Origin of the sequence: Pseudomonas sp. MWU16-30317 (assembly GCF_020515695.1) — a bacterium.
Lineage (GTDB): Bacteria > Pseudomonadota > Gammaproteobacteria > Pseudomonadales > Pseudomonadaceae > Aquipseudomonas.
On record NZ_JAIWJA010000016.1, the window covers coordinates 40,818 to 60,222 of the forward strand.

General features: G+C 61.6%; 15 protein-coding genes. 4 read left to right on the top strand and 11 right to left on the bottom strand.

All coding sequences use genetic code 11. From position 1 onward, the window contains the following. Window positions 1-12: 12 nt before the first annotated feature. Window positions 13-726: an ABC transporter permease gene (locus tag LIX93_RS28585; protein WP_226507387.1), complete on the bottom strand. Its 714-nt coding sequence runs from the start codon at window positions 724-726 to the stop codon at window positions 13-15. 636 nt (window positions 727-1,362) lie between these two features. Here LIX93_RS28585 and LIX93_RS28590 point away from each other — a divergent pair. The 4 genes from LIX93_RS28590 (at window position 1,363) to LIX93_RS28605 (ending at window position 4,852) form a co-directional block, all read left to right on the top strand. Further along, entirely contained in the window at window positions 1,363-2,106 is a 744-nt protein-coding gene (locus LIX93_RS28590; protein ID WP_226507388.1) for a phosphatase PAP2 family protein, read from the top strand. A 98-nt stretch (window positions 2,107-2,204) separates the two neighbouring features. Further along, on the top strand, window positions 2,205-3,788 hold the full coding sequence (locus LIX93_RS28595) for a peptide chain release factor 3 (protein WP_226507389.1): 1,584 nt from the start codon (window positions 2,205-2,207) through the stop codon (window positions 3,786-3,788). A gap of 78 nt (window positions 3,789-3,866) precedes the next feature. Further along, entirely contained in the window at window positions 3,867-4,079 is a 213-nt protein-coding gene (locus LIX93_RS28600; protein ID WP_346015254.1) for a hypothetical protein, read from the top strand. 179 nt (window positions 4,080-4,258) lie between these two features. Further along, window positions 4,259-4,852, top strand: coding sequence for a TetR/AcrR family transcriptional regulator (locus LIX93_RS28605; protein WP_226507390.1), 594 nt, complete (start codon window positions 4,259-4,261; stop codon window positions 4,850-4,852). Here LIX93_RS28605 and LIX93_RS28610 read toward each other — a convergent pair. From LIX93_RS28610 to LIX93_RS28655, 10 genes are all read right to left on the bottom strand, one after another. Beyond that, window positions 4,849-6,069, bottom strand: a complete 1,221-nt coding sequence (locus LIX93_RS28610; RefSeq protein WP_226507391.1) for a porin — start codon at window positions 6,067-6,069, stop codon at window positions 4,849-4,851. The two genes, LIX93_RS28605 and LIX93_RS28610, sit on opposite strands and share 4 nt — an antisense overlap. Next, window positions 6,066-9,209 (bottom strand): outer membrane lipoprotein-sorting protein, encoded by a 3,144-nt coding sequence (locus tag LIX93_RS28615; RefSeq protein WP_226507392.1) that lies wholly within the window; start codon window positions 9,207-9,209, stop codon window positions 6,066-6,068. The genes LIX93_RS28610 and LIX93_RS28615 overlap by 4 nt, the downstream gene beginning before the upstream one ends. After that, window positions 9,202-10,449, bottom strand: a complete 1,248-nt coding sequence (locus LIX93_RS28620) for an AMP-binding protein (protein WP_226507393.1) — start codon at window positions 10,447-10,449, stop codon at window positions 9,202-9,204. The genes LIX93_RS28615 and LIX93_RS28620 overlap by 8 nt, the downstream gene beginning before the upstream one ends. 265 nt (window positions 10,450-10,714) lie before the next feature. Continuing rightward, entirely contained in the window at window positions 10,715-11,683 is a 969-nt protein-coding gene (locus LIX93_RS28625) for a peptide ABC transporter ATP-binding protein (RefSeq protein WP_226507394.1), read from the bottom strand. Continuing rightward, entirely contained in the window at window positions 11,683-12,651 is a 969-nt protein-coding gene (locus tag LIX93_RS28630; protein ID WP_226507395.1) for an oligopeptide/dipeptide ABC transporter ATP-binding protein, read from the bottom strand. Before LIX93_RS28630 ends, LIX93_RS28625 begins: the two co-directional genes overlap by 1 nt. A 10-nt stretch (window positions 12,652-12,661) precedes the next feature. Beyond that, window positions 12,662-13,573 carry an ABC transporter permease subunit gene (locus LIX93_RS28635; RefSeq protein WP_226507396.1) on the bottom strand — a complete coding sequence of 304 codons (912 nt, stop codon included), beginning with the start codon at window positions 13,571-13,573 and terminating at the stop codon, window positions 12,662-12,664. 10 nt (window positions 13,574-13,583) lie between these two features. Then, the gene (locus LIX93_RS28640) at window positions 13,584-14,594 is read right to left on the bottom strand and encodes an ABC transporter permease subunit (protein ID WP_226507397.1); all 1,011 of its coding nucleotides are present in this window, start codon (window positions 14,592-14,594) and stop codon (window positions 13,584-13,586) included. 77 nt (window positions 14,595-14,671) lie between these two features. Further along, on the bottom strand, window positions 14,672-16,267 hold the full coding sequence (locus LIX93_RS28645; RefSeq protein WP_226507398.1) for an ABC transporter substrate-binding protein: 1,596 nt from the start codon (window positions 16,265-16,267) through the stop codon (window positions 14,672-14,674). A gap of 69 nt (window positions 16,268-16,336) precedes the next feature. Beyond that, window positions 16,337-17,740 carry an OprD family outer membrane porin gene (locus LIX93_RS28650; protein WP_226507399.1) on the bottom strand — a complete coding sequence of 468 codons (1,404 nt, stop codon included), beginning with the start codon at window positions 17,738-17,740 and terminating at the stop codon, window positions 16,337-16,339. Between the two features lie 64 nt (window positions 17,741-17,804). Further along, window positions 17,805-19,400: an ABC transporter substrate-binding protein gene (locus LIX93_RS28655; protein WP_226507400.1), complete on the bottom strand. Its 1,596-nt coding sequence runs from the start codon at window positions 19,398-19,400 to the stop codon at window positions 17,805-17,807. Between the last annotated feature and the right edge of the window lie 5 nt (window positions 19,401-19,405).

The following is a 19,405-nucleotide window of genomic DNA, read 5'->3' on the forward strand; positions in this document are numbered from 1 at the left end:
TTATTCCTTTGCTCAACGGGCCAGGCCTTTTTCCAGCCAAAGCCGGCTGGCCAACGTGACCAGGCCGTCGAGAATCAACGCCAGCAGGGCCGTGCACACGGCGCCCAATAGCAGCTGCGCATGATTGTTCAGGGCGATGCCGGGGAAAATCAGGCTGCCCAGGCTGTTGGCGCCGATCAAAAACGACAGCGGTGCGGTGCCGACGTTGATCGCCAGCGCCACGCGCACGCCACCGATGATGATCGGCACAGCATTGGGCAGTTCGACCTGGAACAGCACCTGACGCGGGGTCATGCCGATGCCGACGGCAGCTTCCTTGAGTGAGCCCTGAACGTTTTTCAGTCCCTCATAGGTGTTGCGCACGATGGGCAGCAAGGAGGCCAGGAACAACGCGAAGATCGCCGGACCACTGCCGATGCCCAGGATGCCCAGAGCGATGGCCAGTACTGCCAGGGGCGGCACGGTGTTGCCAATGTTGAATATCTGCATGAAGCGCTCGGCGCGCCCGACCATGCTCGGGCGGCTGAGCGCGATACCGGCAGGGATACCGACCACCAGCGCGGCCAGCATCGAGGCCAGTACCAGCAGCAGGTGGGCTTGCAGATAGAACCAAAGATCGTCTTGGTATTGCTTGAGGGTATCGATGCCGATCCAGTAGACCAGCAGGGCGAGGATCACGACCGCAGCCGCACATCCCGTCAGCCCTTTGCCATAGCCTTTAGCCACAGAGGAGCTCCTTTTTTTCAGTCGGCGCACGGGGTGTCTGTGGCGCCAGCCTGCTTGGAGGACCGACACCCGATACGCGAGAAGCAGTTCGCTGCAGCGCCCGCTGTAGAGGGGCTGTAGAGGAACCATGAGCGCAACCTGCCGCAGCTAACGTATTGATTCTGAAAGCCCTGCGGGTTGCTCGACTCGGGGAGTGGACGTGCGCGGGGCAGAAAAGGTTCCCCGTGAGTTGGCATTTGGCCATGTATCGGCAGTGCGTGAAATTTTGAGATGCCAGTGTTCCCACCCTGTCGAGAAGGAAATTCCCCCCTCTCAAATCGGCCAAGACCGGGGGGTAGGGATGCCGAACGCTGTCTAAAAATAAATCACTTAAGGGTATCTTCCTCAGAAGGTGGATTTGTCATGGCAAGTCGAAATTTGCGATGAGTTCATCCCCTGCCGCCGAAGCCCCAAGTAAGGAAGGCCGGTGCTGTTCGAACGGGATAGCGGATAGCTACTGTCTCAGGCGTTTGACGCTATTTTCACTTCTAAATGATGTGTAACAAACAGTTTCAGGCCCAGACTGCAGCGCGCCTGCAGTACTCGAGCCTCATTGCCATAACGTGAGGTGCCGTTTCTTTCCGCAGTGGACCCCTCATGTCAGCCACCTTCTCGCGTCCCACGTCACGTCCGTTGAATTACTGGATCTGCCTGGGCATTCCAGCCGTCATCGCCATCGCGCTATGCCTGCTGGAACTGACCAACATCGATATGGACATCGAGAAGCTCTTCTACAGCACCGTCGACCATGCATTCATTGGCCGGCACAGCCATTGGCTGGAAGACATCCTGCACGACCGAGCCAAGCAGTTGGTGATCGCCATCGGCGTATTTGGCGCGCTGGGCTATTTTGCCAGCTTCAAGGTCAAGCGCTTGATGCCGATCCGCAAGGAGCTGGCCTGCCTGGTCGTCGCCATGACCCTGGCCACCAGCTACACCCCGCCGCTGAAAACCGTGACGGGTGTGCAATGCCCGTGGGATGTGACCGAGTTCGGCGGCAAGGAAACGTACAGCAAACTGTTCGAGCACCGTCCGGTCGCTATCGAAGCTGGGCGCTGCTGGCCGGGCGGGCATGCCGCCACCGGTTTTGCCCTGTTCGCGCTGTTTTTCGTGCTGCGCGACCGTCGTCCGCGCATGGCCCGTGCTGGCCTGCTGTTCGCGTTTGGTCTGGGGACGCTGTTCTCGGTGGTGCGGATGATTCAGGGTGCTCACTTTTTGTCACACAACGTCTGGGCAGCGATTTTCTGCTGGTTGATCTGCCTCGGGACCTACCGCGTGATGCTCTACCGTCCGCATCCCGCCGTGCAGAAAGCACCTAAGGTAGCCTTGGCGACGGCTTGAGAATGGGGCGACCGGCGAGTTGGCCTCATGGTTTCAGCTCGCCCCCCTTTAGGCTATAATCTGCGCCCTTTTTTGAATCACCTCGCAGGCGATCTCTCATGACCCAACAGGCCGCCGAAGTCGCGAAACGCCGCACCTTCGCCATTATTTCCCACCCGGACGCCGGTAAGACCACCATCACCGAGAAACTCTTGCTGATGGGCAAGGCCATTGCCATCGCCGGTACGGTGAAGTCGCGCAAGTCCGACCGGCACGCTACGTCTGACTGGATGGAAATGGAGAAGCAGCGCGGGATTTCCATCACCACCTCGGTGATGCAGTTCCCCTATCGCGAGCACATGATCAACCTGCTCGACACCCCGGGTCACGAAGACTTCTCGGAAGACACCTACCGCACCTTGACCGCAGTGGACTCGGCGCTGATGGTGCTCGACGGCGGTAAAGGCGTCGAGCCGCGCACCATCGCCTTGATGGACGTCTGCCGCCTGCGCGATACGCCCATCGTCAGCTTCATCAACAAGCTCGACCGCGATATCCGCGACCCGATCGAACTGCTCGACGAGATCGAAGCCGTGCTCAAGATCAAGGCCGCGCCGATAACCTGGCCGATTGGTTGCTACCGTGACTTCAAGGGCGTGTACCACCTGGCCGATGACTACATCATCGTCTACACCCCGGGGCACGGCCACGAGCGCACCGAAACCAAGATCATCGAGAAGCTCGACTCCGATGAGGCCCGCGCGCATCTGGGCGACGAGTACGATCGCTTCGTCGACCAGTTGGAGCTGGTACAGGGGGCCTGCCACGAATTCAACCAGGACGAGTTCATGAACGGCCAGCTGACGCCGGTGTTCTTTGGCACCGCGCTGGGCAACTTCGGTGTCGATCACGTGCTCGATGCCGTGGTGAACTGGGCGCCGCGCCCGCTGGCTCGCGTCGCCAACGAGCGGACCGTGGAGCCGGTCGAAGAGAAATTCACCGGCTTCGTGTTCAAGATCCAGGCGAACATGGACCCTAAGCACCGTGACCGCATCGCCTTCATGCGCATCTGTTCGGGCAAGTACGACCAAGGCATGAAGATGCGCCACGTGCGCACCGGCAAGGACGTGCGCATCGGCGACGCGTTGACGTTCTTCTCGTCCGAGCGCGAGCAACTGGTCGAGGCCTGGGCCGGCGACATCATCGGCCTGCACAACCACGGCACCATCCAGATCGGCGACACCTTCACCGAAGGCGAGGCGCTGGGCTTCACCGGTATCCCGCACTTCGCCCCGGAGCTGTTCCGCCGCGTGCGCCTGAAAGACCCGCTCAAGTCCAAGCAACTGCGTCAGGGCCTGCAGCAGCTAGCCGAAGAGGGCGCCACTCAGGTGTTCTTCCCGACCCGCAGCAACGACATCATTCTCGGCGCCGTGGGTGTGCTGCAGTTCGATGTGGTCGCCAGCCGCTTGAAGGAAGAGTACAAGGTCGAATGCGCCTACGAGCCGATCACCGTGTACTCGGCGCGCTGGATCGAATGCGGGGACAAGAAGAAGCTCGAGGAATTCGAGAACAAGGCGGTGGAAAACCTCGCGGTAGATGGCGGCGGCCACCTGACCTACCTGGCCCCGACACGGGTCAATCTGGCGCTGATGGAAGAGCGCTGGCCGGATGTGAAATTCCGCGCGACGCGGGAACATCACTGATAGAAAAAGAAGCCTTCGGGCTGCTTTTTCTATGGGGGATTTACAGCGAAGGGGCCCCAGTGGAGCAACGAGTTGCCGATGGCCGTCGGCCTGATCGCGGCAGGCATTGGTATCACCCTGGTGCCGGAGTCGGTGCGCATTCTGCACCGCGATAATATTCGCGAGGTGAGCCTGCAGGAAACCAACGCGACGTTGCCGATCATCCTCAGCCACCGCGCCGGGGCGGTCTCAGTAAGCTTGCAGCATCATCTGCGGTTGATCGAGACATTGCGTGCCCACCCCTCGACATGATCATCGGCTGCCGGGGTGATGAGGGGAGTCGGCAGGAATGTTTTATTGTCCAAATCTGGCTTCAGCACAATCCACGTAGGGATAAGGTATTCTATGCCACTTTCCCGGCGTCAACCAAAAGGCGTCGCGCGGTTTTCTACCCGCCATTGATAAGGTGACGTTCCGTCGAGAGGCCCTTGATGTCAGCTGCCAGACAAAAACTTCTAACGACCGCCCTGGAACTCTTTCTTGATGAAGGGCTGCAGAATGTCGGCATCGATCGCCTCATCAAGGTGTCCGGTGTCAGCAAGATGACGCTGTACAAATACTTCCCCTCCCGCGACAACCTCATCGTCAACGTGCTGGCCTTGTATCATGAACAAATCGTCAGCGAAGTGATGCAGTGCGTTGCCGATGCGCCACCGGTGCTGGAGGTGCGCTTTGCACTGCTGCTGGACTGGTACAGAGCCAGGTTCGTCGAGCCCGTCTCGCGTACCTGTCTGTTCGTGATCGCCGCCAGTGCCTACCCCGATCCTGCCGATCCGGTGCATCAGATGTGCCTGCGTCACAAGCGTACCTTGGTTGATCTGTTTGCCGCGATGCTGGCCAATCTTGGCTACGCCGACGCACCTTGCCTGGCACTGCAATGCCTGATGCTGTTCGAGGGGGCGCGTAATCTGGCGTTCATCGGCGTGTCCGGCCAGCCGCTGGATGCCGCGACTCAGGCCATGCTGGTACTGTTGCACCAGCACCCGCCGGGGGCCGCCCAAAGCCTCAGCGTGGCCAGCCGCTAGAAGCGATACTCGGCTTGCGTGTAGACCGTCTGGTCGTCACGCAACTGGCCGAAGAAGGTGAGTTTCGGGCCATAGTAGTAGTCCATCCCGGCAGTCAGCTTGATGTTATCGGTCAGGGCATAGTCGGCTTTGAGGCGGGCGATGCCGCTGCCCGAGGTTTGCTGCGCCACACCGCTGAATTCCACCCTGAGCAGCTCATTGAACCAGGTATCGGCCAGGCGCCAGGTGAAGCCTGCCTGGTCCCTTGACGTCTGGCCGCTGGTGGCCGCCTGGCGCAGCGCCACTTCACGCTCGAACCCGGGGGCCAGGTCATGGGCGTCGGCGTAGTCGAATACATGGGTGTAGGTCAACTGCAGCCCCAGCGTCGCGGTATCGAAGAGACGCCATTCGCCGCCCCCCACGAACCACAACTGGTTTTTCTTGTGCCTGAAATCATCGGAGCCACTGCTTTGGGTCTCAGACAGGGCGGTTTCGGCGCGCCAGATGGTGCCGCCTTGCGTCATGCTCATGTCTGCCCCCCAGAACCGCGTGCGCTGGGCCTTGACCTTGACCGTCGCACCGGTGCTGGTCAGCATTCCCGGCACCAGATCGGGCATGGGGTCGACGCCATCGAAGTAGGACACGGAGCCATCGATGTTATCGCCGCTCATGTCCCATTTCAGTGCCCACTGCGATTGATCGGGCTGCTGCACGTCGTAGCTGACATTGGCCAGCCGGGTCAGTGGGATAGTGTGAGCCGCCGCTTGTGGGAACCATAGGGCGGTCAGGGTCCCCACGTCCCATTCATAGCTCAGATTCAGCGCGGTGTTGCCATAACGCTGGTCGCCATCCACGGGGGTCAGCAGCGTAAAGTCTCGTGGCGACAGATTATCTGTGGGGTTGAGGCCGTCGGCCCGCCCCCAGACGATGATCTGCCGCCCGGCCTTGATGCTCAGATTATCCACGTCGTCGCGCCAATAAGCCTCGCGTACCAGGCCGTGGCGCGGCGCGCTGGTGTTCTGGACATTGGCCCAGGCATCGAAGATGCCTTGGCCGGCAGACTCGGTATCGAGTCGCGTGCGGATGCCCGCGGTGCCCGTGACGATGTCACTCTGCGAGGTGAGGGAGCGATCGCCGCTCCACTCGCCACCGCGCAATGTCAGCGCGTTATCGACCTCTACATTCGCCATGGCCAGCACTGGTACGGTACTCAGCAACAGCGCAGCCAGAGGCCTCATCGGTCCAGTGCCTGTGGTTTGAAGAGCTGATCCGCCACCCCCTGATCCGCCACGAAGTGCTCGAAGCGGATCGTGGTCTTGTGCCCCGTTTGCAGGTTTTCGGCCTCGGAGCTCATGGGCTGCCACTTGCCATGGTTGCCGACCGGCTGCAGTTGGTTGGCGACGATGCGCTTGATCGGCTGCCCATTGAGGTCAGCGAACTCCACTTTTACCGCCACGAAGTTGTCGGCCCGCACCCAGCTCTGCATCTTCGAATAGCCGGTGTCCTTGCCGACTTTTTCGGTCTTTGGCGTCGATTCGATCACATAGGCTTGAGTGCCATCGGGCAGCGCCTCCATGCGCACCAGGCGCTGCTGCCATTGCGCCGGATTGTGGCCGATGATGTCGCCGTAGCTGAAGTCGGTGCCCACGAAGCTGTCGCGCTTGTTGGACGCCGAGAGCCGGCGCACCTTGCTTAGTGCCGGCAGGTACACCCACATGTCGTCGTCGGCTCCACTGTGTTCCACCAGCAGCGTCGCGGTACCCTTGATATCAGGGGGTGAGACGAACTTCACATAACGGGAATTATCATCGCTGCCGTCGCCTTGCAGGCGCGTGGCGCCTTCGGTCTTGCGGACTCGCTGTTCGCCGTTAGCGTTGGTGAGGGTAAAGGTGGCGTCGGTTGAAGAGTCCAGCACCTTGGTGCTCACGAAGCTGTTCTGCATGACTTGTTCGGGGCTCAAGGTGGCGGCCTTTGCCGAGGGCGTATTGCCTGCCAACAACGCGACGCCCAGCAGCACCAGGCCCGCGTTCAACTGAGTGGCGTACTGCGTTCTGCCCTTGAAGATGAAAGCCGGCTTGAACGCCAGGGCCAGGGCCGGTACCAGCGTCAACGACGCGCAGACGCTGACGAGCATCGCGATGACGATGAACATCGACAACCACAGATGCACGTTGTAGCCCAATGACAGCGCCAATACCCCGTAACCCCCCGCCACCGCCGTGGCGACGAACAGCGATGCCTTGCCAGCGGTGGCCAGGGTGTTGCGCACGGCGGCGGCGGGCTCTTCGCCACTTCGCACTTGCTCGCGCAGGCGGTAGAGAATGTAGATCGCATAGTCCGCGCCGATGCCGACTGCCATGGCGGAAATCAACGAATTGGGGATGTTGAGGGGAATGTGCAGCAGCCCCATGATGCCGAATACCGCCACCACCGATAATGCCAGTGGCGTAAGGACGATGAGACCGGCGAAGGCCGAACGGAACACCAGCGCCGAGATCAGGAAGATCGCCAGGCCGACCTGAACGATGTTGCGGATCTTGCCATTGACCAGGGTATCGGTGAGCGCCACGGTCTGCGCCACATCACCGCCGAAGCTGACTTTGACATCGGCAGGGAAGGTACGGTCGGCTTCGCTCTGCAACGCGTCTAGGAGTTTCTTGACCACGGCATTGTTGCCGGTCTTGAGCAACAGGGTCACCTTGGCGCGCCGGTAGCTGTAATCCACGTACGAATCGAAATCCCCCGGCTCGCCTGACATCGAGTACAGCAACAGGTACTGGGAGATGAGGTTTTCACTGGTGGGCACGGTGCTGAAGGCGCGGTCATCGGCGTGCATGGCCTGGTTCATGCGGCGGATGAAGTCGACGATCGACAGGGTCTTGCCGACTTCCGGCCGGGTTTGGGCGAAGTGCTGCAGATTGGCGATGGCCGTCAGTACGTCGGGGCGCTTGATGGCATCAGGCGCCTGGCCCTCGACCATCACATACAGGCTGTTGGTGCCGCCGAGCTGCTGATTGAGGAACGCATCGTCCTTCTGGATATCAAGGTTGGCGGAGAAGAAGTTCTTGGTGGCGTTGTCGATCACCACGTTCTGCATCGCCAGTACCAGGCCGACAGTCGCCAGGAAATAGAGGACGAACATCGATTTGCGTCGGGTCGGATCAATCACCCAGCGTGCGGCCGCGGCAGGAATGCGATCCCATATACGCTGCTCTTGTTCCAGACGCAGGGCTTTATCGCCCGGCGGCTTGAGCAGGGAGCGGATGGCCGGGATGAACGTCATCTCAAGCAGCATGGCGCTGAGGATGCCGACACCGGTAAAGATCCCGAAAGCACGGATGGTGGCAATATCGAAAACCAGCAACGAGAAGAAACCAATGGCGGCGATGCTCCCCGCAATCAGCATGACCGGGCCGACGCCTACCATGGAGTTGACCACGGCCTGGCGATTGGCGGCGTCGGGGCTGAGCTCGCCGGCCTGCCGCAAGCGCGCGTATTCCTCGTAGTAGCGCTTGAGGAGTTGCACCGCGTGTCCGGCCGCCACAGCGAGGATCAGGATGGGTGTGGGGGAGTTGAAGATGTCCATCGACTGGCCCAGTACGCCCATGAAGCCGGTGCCCCACATTACCGCCATCAGTGCGGTAACCAAGGGCAGGATCAGGCCCTGCTTGGTCCGGAAGGCTTCGAAGTGCAGCAGGCCGATGACCAGGATGGCGATCGGGAAGAGAATGTTGATGCGGTTGGCGAACTGCTCGGTTTTTTCCAGATAGACCGGATTGCCCCCATAGGTGATGGTGTAGTCATCCGACTGGAAAGCATCGACCACCTTGTGAATCGGCGCCACCATGTTGCTGAAACCATCCGAGCGCTCCTTGAGCTCGACCAGGATCGCGGCGGTACGGCCATCGGCCGAGATCACCGCGTTCTGATAGACCGGGTTGTCGGCCAGGGTCTTGCGCAACGCTGCGTAGTCGACTGGCTCGCCGGGTTCTCCCAGCAGTTGGCGTGCCTCCATGCCCTCGGCCGTGCCCTCGATGCCCTTGGCCTGATGACTGCCCAGGCTCAGCAACGTGGAGCGCACCACGCCGGGTGTAGCGTCCAGCTGGCGGGTGATCGCGCTGACGGTCTCGAGCACGTGGGGTTGATAGATATCGCCCTGCTTGGGTGTGATGCCAATGAGCATCAGGTATTTGGAGCCGAAGATTTTTTCGACCTGGTTGGTCGATTTGATCAACGGATGGCCCTGAGGGGCGAGGGTAGCAGGGTCGATGATGACCTTCAGGCCGGCTCCGAAGCTTCCCAGCACGGCGGTGATTGCCACTGTCAGGATGATCACCCAGAGCCGATAGCGGATGATGAAGTGGGCGTACTTATTCATTGATCAACTCCTTGGAAGTCGCTGGGTCGACGTGTCGAAGCAGGGTTGCCAGCTTCGCGAAGTCCTTTTCGATCTGGGAAACCAGAACCTTTTTCAATAATGAAACCGGCACGATGCCGAAAAATCTGCCGGGCTCGACATCGAACTGCCAATGCAGGCGCGTGCCGTCCTCTGCTTCTTCGAAGCGATACAGGCCTTCGTATTGAAATGACCCCTGCAGCACTTTGAAGCCATACCTCGCGGGGGCCTCGACGCAGGTGATCTGGCATTCGAAATTCATGCGTCGGCCAAGAAAACTGAACACGATCGCATACCGACTCCCCACCTCGGTGCTGTCCTGAAGCAGGCGTGCTTCTACGCACGAGGCCTGCCAGTGCAGGTCGTTGGCCGGGTTGCTGAGATAGTTGAATAATCGCGAGCGGGGCACGTCCAGCGTGCGGTAGAGGGGTTGCAGGATGCTGCCGATCAGCCCCATGTCATGGTAAGGCGGTAGCCAGAACACCCCGATGTCATCCTCACGGGTGTCCATCGCGCGATGAATCATCTCCGAGTTCTTCAGCAAGTGGCGGTGTTGCAGGCGTACGCCTTTGGGAGCACCGGTCGAGCCGGAGGTGTACTGCAATACCGCCAGGGTCTGACTGCTCAGGCTTGGTGTGCGCCAGTTCTGGGCCGTTTGCGGTGCCACTTGATCGATGGCTACAAAGGCGATTTCGCCTTTGCCGCCGCTGCGCCACTCGCCGCGGTCGAGGCCGCTCAGCACGCTCGCGGTACTGAGCACCGCGCGTGCGCCGGCGTCCTGAAGAATCAAGCGTACCCGTTCATTGGACGAATTTTCGCGGGGTGAAAAGACCGGGACCGCAGTCACCCGCGCGTACCAGCAACCCAGCAGCGCGAGAATGTAGTGCGTGCCGGGTTGCAACAGGATCACCGCGCGTTCGCCGGCGCAATGGTGCTGTTGCAGTGTGGCGGCGATTGCTCGAGCGCCCAGATCGAGTTGGGCGTAGGTGAAAGATTGTGCCTGTTCGCTACTGCTCGCGAATGTCAGCGCAAGGCGATCAGGTGTAGCCCCGGCGCGCCAGCGCAGTAGATCGACGAAAGTGTCAAAGCGGTTGAAAAGCGCGTGCGCAGGGGCACTTTCCCCAATGCCAGAGCTGGAGACGTCCATTGTGATTAGCTCGCGAAAAGAAGGTCGCCGCAGTATACATACAAGTCTGTATATATCAATACGGAGCCCCTGCAACTCGGGCGGGCACCTTTGAGTGGGCGCCACGGCGGCCCCGACTGGTGGTCATCGAACCTGATAGTTCTGCTCGCTAAAGACCAATACCCTTGGGGTAACGGACTCAGGCTCTTACCGCTGGGAGCAGGCTGGACCTAGGGAGCCAGTGCACGTGCTATTGAATCTGTAGCGAGGGGGCTTGCCACCGATAGCCCCGCTCCGACACTGCACGAATCACAGGTCGGGTGTTTCGGGGGCAAGCCCCCTCGCTACGCAGCGTGGCGGGTTACAGGAACTGCTCCGCGTAATGGCACGCCACCTGCCGCGTATCCACTTTGCGAAACTCCGGAATCTCATCGCTGCAACGTTGCGTCGCATAGGGGCAGCGCTTGTGGAAGGCGCAGCCGGAGGGTGGATTGAGCGGATTTGGCAGTTCCCCGACGATCTTGATCTTCGGCTTGAGCGGGTCCGGCTTGAGGGTCGGCGTGGCGGACAGCAGCGCCTGGGTGTAAGGGTGCAACGGCCGGGTATACAAGTCCTCCTTGGGGCCCATCTCCGCCGGTCGGCCGAGGTACATCACCAGCACATCGTCGGCCACGTGACGTACCACGGCCAGGTTGTGAGAAATGAACACGTAGGCGGTCTGGTATTGCTGTTGCAGGTCCATGAACAGGTTCAGCACCTGGGCCTGGATCGACACGTCCAGCGCCGAGGTCGGTTCGTCCGCCACCAGCACCTTGGGCTGCAGCATCATCGCCCGCGCCAGGGCGATACGCTGGCGCTGGCCACCGGAGAACATGTGCGGATAGCGCTGATAATGCTCGGGGCGCAAGCCCACCTGCTGCATCATCGCCTGGACCTTCTCGCGCCGCTCTGCCTTGCTCAGCGAGGTGTTGATCAGCAGCGGCTCGCCCAGTTGATCGCCGATCTTCTGCCGCGGGTTGAGCGAGGCATAGGGGCTCTGGAAAACCATCTGCACGTCTTTGCGCAACTGCTTGCGTTCGGCCTTGGTGGCGCCGTGCACCTCTTGGCCGGCAATCTGCAGCGAGCCCGATGAAGGCTCTTCGATCAGGGTCAGGGCGCGGGCCAGGGTGGACTTGCCACACCCCGACTCGCCCACCACGGCCAAGGTCTTGCCGGCTTCCAGCTCGAAGGACACGCCATTGAGGGCGCGCACCACGGCTTGGGGTTTGAACAGGCCGGTGGAGACATGATAGTGACGGGTCAGGTCACGGGCGGTCAGTACGACGCTCATCACGCCACCTCCTGGTTCAGCGGATAGAAACAACGGGCCAGGCTGTGGGCCTTGGGGTCGAGGCCGGGGCGTTGGGTGCGGCAGTTTTCCTGTACATAGGGGCAACGTGGCGACAACAGACAGCCTTGCGGCCGGTCATAGCGGCCGGGAACGATACCCGGCAGGGTCGCCAGGCGCTCGGCGCCTGCGCTGTGCTCGGGAATCGCCGCCAGCAGCGCTTCGCTGTAAGGGTGCCCCGGCACGTCGAACAGTTGTGGGACATGGCCCACTTCGACCGCCTGGCCGGCATACATTACGCACACGCGCTGGGCGGTCTCGGCGACCACGGCGAGGTCGTGGGTGATGAGGATCAGGGCCATGTTCTGCTCTTGTTGCAGGTTGAGCAGCAGCTCCATGATCTGCGCCTGAATGGTCACGTCCAGGGCGGTGGTCGGCTCGTCGGCGATGAGCAGTTTCGGCTCGCCGGCGATGGCCATGGCAATCGCCACCCGCTGGCTCATGCCGCCGGACAGCTGGTGCGGATAGGCATCGAGGCGGCTTTCCGGGGCCGGGATCTCGACTTTTTTCAGCAGCTCCAACGCCCGTTGGCGCGCCGCTTTTCCGGACATGCCCAGGTGCTGGCGCAGCACTTCTTCGATCTGGAAACCTACGGTGTAGCTGGGGTTGAGGGCGGTCATCGGGTCCTGGAAGATCATCGCCAGGTCCTTGCCCACCACCTTGCGGCGCTGGCGACTGCTCAGGTTGAGCATATCGTTGCCATCGAACACCAGTGAGTCGGCGGTGACGATGCCGGGTGCATCGACCAGGCCCATCAGCGCCATCATGGTCACCGATTTGCCCGAGCCGGATTCGCCGACGATCGCCAGCACTTCGCCCTTGTCGACCTTGAGGTCGAGGCCGTCGACCACCGGTACCGCGTTACGGTCGCCGAAGCGCACCGAGAGATTGGAAATATTCAACAGTGACATGGTCGGCTCCTCAGGCGGCATTCTTGAGTTTCGGGTCCAGCGCATCGCGCAGTCCGTCGCCCATCAGGTTGATTGCCAGCACGCTGAGCAAGATGGTCAGGCCAGGCAGGCTCACCACCCACCAGGCGCGTTCGATGTAGTCCCGCGCCGAGGCGAGCATGGTGCCCCACTCGGGCGTCGGCGGTTGCACACCCAGGCCCAGGAAGCCCAAGGCGGCAGCGTCGAGGATCGCCGAACTGAAGCTCAAGGTCGCCTGCACGATCAGCGGCGCCATGCAGTTGGGCAGCACGGTGACGAACATCAGCCGTGGCAGCGAAGCACCCGCCAGGCGTGCAGCGGTAACGTAGTCGCGGTTCAGTTCGCCCATCACCGCTGCCCGAGTCAGGCGCACATAGGAGGGCAACGAGACCACGGCGATGGCGATCACGGTATTGATCAGGCCAGGGCCGAGGATGGCGACGATCGCCACAGCCAGCAGCAGCGATGGCAGAGCCAGCATCACGTCCATCAGGCGCATGATCGACGGCCCCATGATGCGCGGGAAGAAACCGGCGATCAGGCCCAGGAAGATCCCCGGAATCAGCGACATCAATACCGATGACAAACCGATCAGCAGCGACAGCCGCGAGCCGTGGATCAGCCGCGACAGCAGGTCGCGACCCAGTTCATCGGTACCGAGCAGGTACTGCCACTGGCCACCCTCGAGCCAGGATGGCGGAGTGAGCAGTGCATCTCGGAACTGCTCGCTAGGGTCATGCGGCGCTACCCAGGGGGCGAACAGCGCGCAGAACACGATCAGGATCATGAACAGCAGGCCGGCGACGGCGCCTTTGTTCTTGGCGAACGCGTGCCAGAATTCCTTGTAGGGGGAGGGGTAAAGCAGACTTTGATCGACTGCGACCGCAGGGGTTGGCGTACTCATGATTAGGGTCTCAGCGCTGATGACGGATACGTGGGTTGGCCAGGCCGTAGAGGATGTCCACGACGAAGTTGACCAGAATGACCAGGCAGGCAATCAACAGAATGCCGTTCTGCACCACGGGGTAGTCGCGGGCGCCGATGGCTTCGATCAGCCATTTGCCGATGCCCGGCCAGGAGAAAATGGTTTCGGTCAGCACGGCGCCGGCCAGCAGGGTGCCGACTTGCAGGCCGAACACCGTCAGCACTGGGATCAGTGCATTGCGCAAGCCGTGCACGAATACTACGCGGGCCGGCGACAGGCCCTTGGCCCGGGCGGTTCGCACGTAGTCTTCACGCAGCACTTCGAGCATCGAGGAGCGGGTCATGCGCGCGATCACCGCCAGCGGGATGGTGCCGAGCACGATGGAGGGCAGGATCAGGTGACGTACGGCGTCGACGAAGGCGCCTTGTTCGTCGCTGAGCAAGGTGTCGATCAGCATGAAGCCGGTGCGGGGCTCGATGTCGTAGAGCAGGTCGATGCGCCCCGACACGGGCGTCCACCCCAGGCTCACGGAGAAGAACATGATGAGGATCAACCCCCACCAGAAGATCGGCATCGAATACCCCGCCAGGGAGATGCCCATGACCCCATGGTCGAACAGGGACCCTCGCTTGAGTGCGGCGATGACCCCGGCCAGCAGGCCGAACACCCCGGCGAAGATCAGCGCCGCGATGGACAGCTCCAGGGTGGCCGGAAACAGCGACTTGAACTCGCCCCACACACTGGTGCGGGTGCGCAGCGATTCGCCCAGATCACCGTGGGCCAGTTTGCCCACGTAATCGAGATACTGTGCGTACAGCGGCTTGTTCAGACCCAGCCGTTCCATGGCCTGCGCGTGCATCTCGGGGTCCACACGGCGTTCGCCCATCATCACTTCGACGGGATCTCCGGGGATCATCCTGATGAGCGCGAACGTCAACAAGGTGATGCCGAAGAAGGTAGGGATCAGCAATCCCAATCGGCGGGCAATAAAACTCAACATCTTTCGTGATACCTCATCAGCCGGCTAGGCATGCCTGCATCGGGCGTTCGGATAGAACGCCCAACTCAGCGTTGTCTTCACTTCACATGCGTGGTGGCGAAGTTGTTATTGGTCAGTGGGCTTATGTGAAAGCCTTCGACATCGGTGCGTGTAACAGTGAACAGCTTGGGGTAGGCCAGGGCGATCCACGGGTGTTGCTGCTGGAAAATCACCTGCGCCTGTTCATAGAGTGCCGCGCGCTTGGCCGGTTCAGTGGTGGCGCGGGCGCCAGCCAACAGTGCATCGAAGTCCTTGTCGCACCAGCGGGCGATGTTTTCGCCGTTGCTGGCGGCCGCGCAGCTCAGGTTCGGAGCCAGGAAGTTGTCCGGGTCGCCGTTGTCGCCGGCCCAGCCATAGAAGCCCAGGTCGTGCTCGCCGCTCTTCAGGCGCTTGAGCAGCTCGCCCCATTCCAGCACGTGGATATCCACCTTGAGCCCGACCTTGGCCAGGTCAGCTTGCAATAATTGCGCCCCCAGCGCCGGATTGGGGTTGGTCGCGCCGCCGCCGTTGCGGGTGAACACGGTCAGCACGGTGCCTTCGGGCACGCCTGCCTGCTTGAGCAGTTCGCGCGCACGGGCCGGATCGTAGGGGGTGTCCACGAGCGCGCGATTATACCCCAGCAAGGTGGTCGGGTAGGGGCCGACTGCCGGCGTGGCATTGCCTTCGCCGAACAGCGTGCGCACGAAATTCTGTTTGTCGAGCGCCAGGGCGATGGCCTCGCGCACGCGGATATCGCTCAAGTACTTATGCTGGGTGTTGATGCCCAGGAAGCTGGTCATCAACGCGTCCATCTCTTCGACCCGCAAATTCGGGTCGGCCTTGAGCGCCTTGATATCGTCGGGCTTGGGATACACCGCCACCTGGCACTCGTTGGCGCGAATCTTTTGCATGCGCACGTTGCTGTCCACGGTGATGGCGAACACCAGCGGATCGGCCGGCGGCTTGCCCTTGTAGTAGTCCGGGTTGGCCTTGTAGCGCACCTGAGCGTCTTTGTTGTAACGGCTGAAGATGAACGGCCCGGTGCCGACCGGCTTGCTGTTGAGGTCGGCCTGCTTGCCTTGCTTGAGCAACTGGTCGCCATATTCGGCGGAGTAGATCGAGGTGAAGCCCATGGCCATGTCGCGCAGGAATGGCGCTTCGGCGCGCTTGAGGGTGAAGGTGACGGTGTGGTCGTCGACCTTGTCGATGCGCGCGATCAGGTCCTTGAAACCCATGGTTTCGAAATAGGGATAACCGAAGCTGGTCTGTTCATGCCAGGGGTGCTTGGGATCGAGTTGGCGCTCGAAGCTCCACAGCACGTCATCGGCGTTGAACTCACGGCTGGGCTTGAAGTAGTCGGTGGTCTGGAACTTGACGCCTTGGCGCAGGTGGAAGGTGTAGGTCAGGCCATCGGCGCTGATGTCCCAGCTGCTGGCCAGGCCCGGCTCGATGTCGGTGGTGCCGGGCACGAAGTCCACCAGGCGATTGAAGATGGTTTCCGATACCGCATCGGCGGTCGTCGCAGCGGTGTACTGGACGATGTCGAAGCCCTCGGGGCTGGCCTCGGTACAGACTACCAGCGGTTTGGCCAGCAGACCGCCGGAAAGGCTCAGCAAGGCAACCGCGAGTGCTGCGTGGAGTGGATGCGCTTTCATTGGAACCCTCTTCGCTCAAGTGCAGATTAGTCGCTGCGGCCGATCCGTCGAATCGACCGCAGCCGTTGGTTACAGCAGGTTGAATGGGATCTGCGTGACCACGCGCAGCTCTCTCAGGCTGCCATCGGCCTGATTGGCGCTGGCGCGGTGGGTCGCGTAGGTGGCTTTGATACGGCTGTTCTTGAGTGCGCCGCTCTGGATCACGTAGCTGGCGCCGATGCCGTATTCGATGTGTTTTTCGCCGTCGAGGGCGAGCACGTCATAGGCGCCGCCTTTGTAGTGGGTGCCGTCGATGCCCCAGCCACGCGCCGTGTAGATATTCATCGCCAGGCCGGGCACGCCGTAGCCGGTCATGTCCAGGCCGTAGGCGACCTGCACGGACTTCTCGTTGGGGCCGTTGAAGTCCGAGAGCAGCGAGTTGGCCAGGTAGATGCCGTTGGTTTCGTGCAGGTAATCGAAGTACTCGTTACCGTCGACCTCCTGGTACGCCAGGGTCAGGCTGTGGGCCTTGTGGCTGGCGGTGAGGCTCAGGCTGTAGGTGTTGTTGTCGATGGCGCCCAGCTTGCGCTGGCCGGTGTCGCGGGTCTTGTAGTAGTTGAAGGCGGTGTCGAGCTGCAAGCTGGCGTTGTCGCCGGCCGAGTGCTCGATGTTGAGGTAGTACTGGTTCCAGAAATCCTTGACGTTGGCGGCGTAGAGCTTGGTGGCAAGGTTGTGGAATGGCTGGTAGCTGAGGCCCGCCAGCGCGACGTGATCGGCGGTGATCGAGCGATCGGCGTATTCACTGACGAAGCGCGTCTGGCTTTGCTCGGTACGCGGCGAGACGCGGTCGAAGGCGGCGAAATCGAACGTCAGGTTGTCGAATTCGGCGCTGTTGATGGCCACGCCTTCGAAGCTCGACGGCAAGGCGCGGTTACCGATTACATCGACGATCGGCGAGTTGTAGGCCATGCGCCCGGCAGTCAGCGTGGTGTTGGAAACGCGAGCCTTGAGGTTGGCCAGGCCCAGCTTGCTCCATTGCTCGACCGCTTCGCCGTCGTGGTCGGTGAGGGTGCGGTTGCCGCCGCCGGCGATGCGACCTTTGCCCTGTTGCAAGGCGATTTCGTTGTAGGCCGCCACCTGCGCCGCGATGCCGACCGTGCCCTGGGTGAAGCCCGAGCTGTAGTCGAGCACGGTGCCTTGGGTCCAGGTCTCTCGCAGCCGGGTGCTTTCGCTGCGGCCGTTGCCCTTGTCGATGGCGAATCTCGTCTTGCGCTGAGTGCGTTCCTGGGCGAAGAAGTTGCGCGTCCAGCCGCTCAGCGATTGTTCTTCGACAAAGCCCTTGGCCTCGCTCTGGGCGTTGCTGGTTTTGAAACGAGTGGATTGAAAACCGCGGCCTTCGGCTTCAGGGGCGGTTTCGGCCTCGGATCGTGCTTCAGCGCCGAGGCTGAAGGTGCCGATGGACAGGGCCAGCAGGGAAATTTTCTTCAAGTGCACAGTGATGCTCCTTTTCTTATTTAACCCCAGGCGTCTTTGTGCGCTCGGGAACTGCGGGTGAATCTCAATCAACGATCGAAACGCCGCTGAAAGCGTTGCGTCCGAACGGGCTGACATGGAAGTCCGCGACCTTGACGCTCAACGGTTGGCTGACCGTGGAGTGGGCGATCGGGGTCATCGGCACCTGGCTCTTGAGGCGCTGCTGGGCCTGCTTGTAGAGGTCGCTGCGGGCATCGCGATCGGTCAGTTGCTTGGCCTTGGTGACCAACGCGTCATAGGGCTGATCGCACCAGCGGCTGGCGTTGTTGGCGCCCACCGAAGCGCAGCTGTAGAGGGTACCCAGCCAGTTGTCGGGGTCGCCGTTGTCGCCGGTCCAACCCATCAGGGCGACATCGTGCTCGCCGTTTTTCACGCGCTTGAGGTATTCACCCCACTCGTAGCTGACGATGCGCGTCTTGATGCCGACCTTGGCCCAGTCGGCCTGGAGCATCTCGGCCATCAGCTTGGCGTTGGGGTTGTAGGGACGTTGCACGGGCATGGCCCAGAGGGTGATCTCGGTGCCCGGCTTGACCCCGGCGGCTTCGAGCATGGCCTTGGCCTTGACCGGGTCGTAAGGGGCGTCCTTGATGCTGTCGTCATAGCCCCACTGAGTGGGCGGCATAGCGTTTACCGCGCGCTGGCCGGCGCTTTGGAACACGGTATCGAGGATCGCCTGCTTGTCGACCGCCATGTCCAGAGCCTGGCGCACCTGCAGTTGGTCGAAAGGCGCGCGCTCAACGTTGTAGGCGACGTAGCCGAGGTTGTAGCCGGCCTGTTCGACCACCTTGAGCTTGGCGTCCTGCTTGAGTGCGGGCAGGTCTGCCGGGCGTGGATTGAGGGTGACCTGGCACTCGTTCTTGCGCAGTTTCTGCATGCGCACCGACGCATCGGTGTTGATCGAGAAGATCAACTGGTCGAGCTTGACGTCGCTGGGGTTCCAATAGCCTTTGTGCGCGACGTAGCGGATCTGCGAGTCCTTCTGATAGCGCTGGAAGGCGAACGGCCCGGTGCCGATGGGCTGATGATTGATGTCGCTGGGCTTGCCGCGGTCGAGCAGTTGCTCGGCGTATTCGGCGGACAGGATCGAGGCGAAGTTCATCGCCAGGTTCTGGATGAACGCGGCATCGACTTCATTGAGGGTGAAGACCACGGTCAGCGGGTCGGTCTTCTCGATGTTGGCGATGTTCTGGTGCAGGCCCATGCCGACGAAGTACGGGAACTCGGTGGCATACGCCAGGCGGAACGGGTGCTGAGGGTCGCGCATGCGATTGAACGTGAACAGCACATCGTCGGCGTTGAACGCGCGGCTGGGCACGAAGGCCTTGCTGCTGTGGAACTTGACCCCTTCGCGCAGGTGGAAGGTGTAGGTCAGGCCGTCCTCGGAGATGTCCCAGCTTTTGGCCAGCGACGGGATGGCCGCGGTGCCGCCTTTTTCGAACTCGGCGAGGCGGTTGTACAGCGGCTCGGCGGCGTCGTTATCGGTGCCGCCGGTGTACTGCGCGGTATCGAAACCGGCCGGGCTGCCTTCGGAGCAGAACACCAGGGTGTTGGGTGCGGCATGGCTCAGGCCGGACTGCACGGCCAGAGCAAGGGTCGAGGCAAACATTAACGCGTGTCGCATGGCTT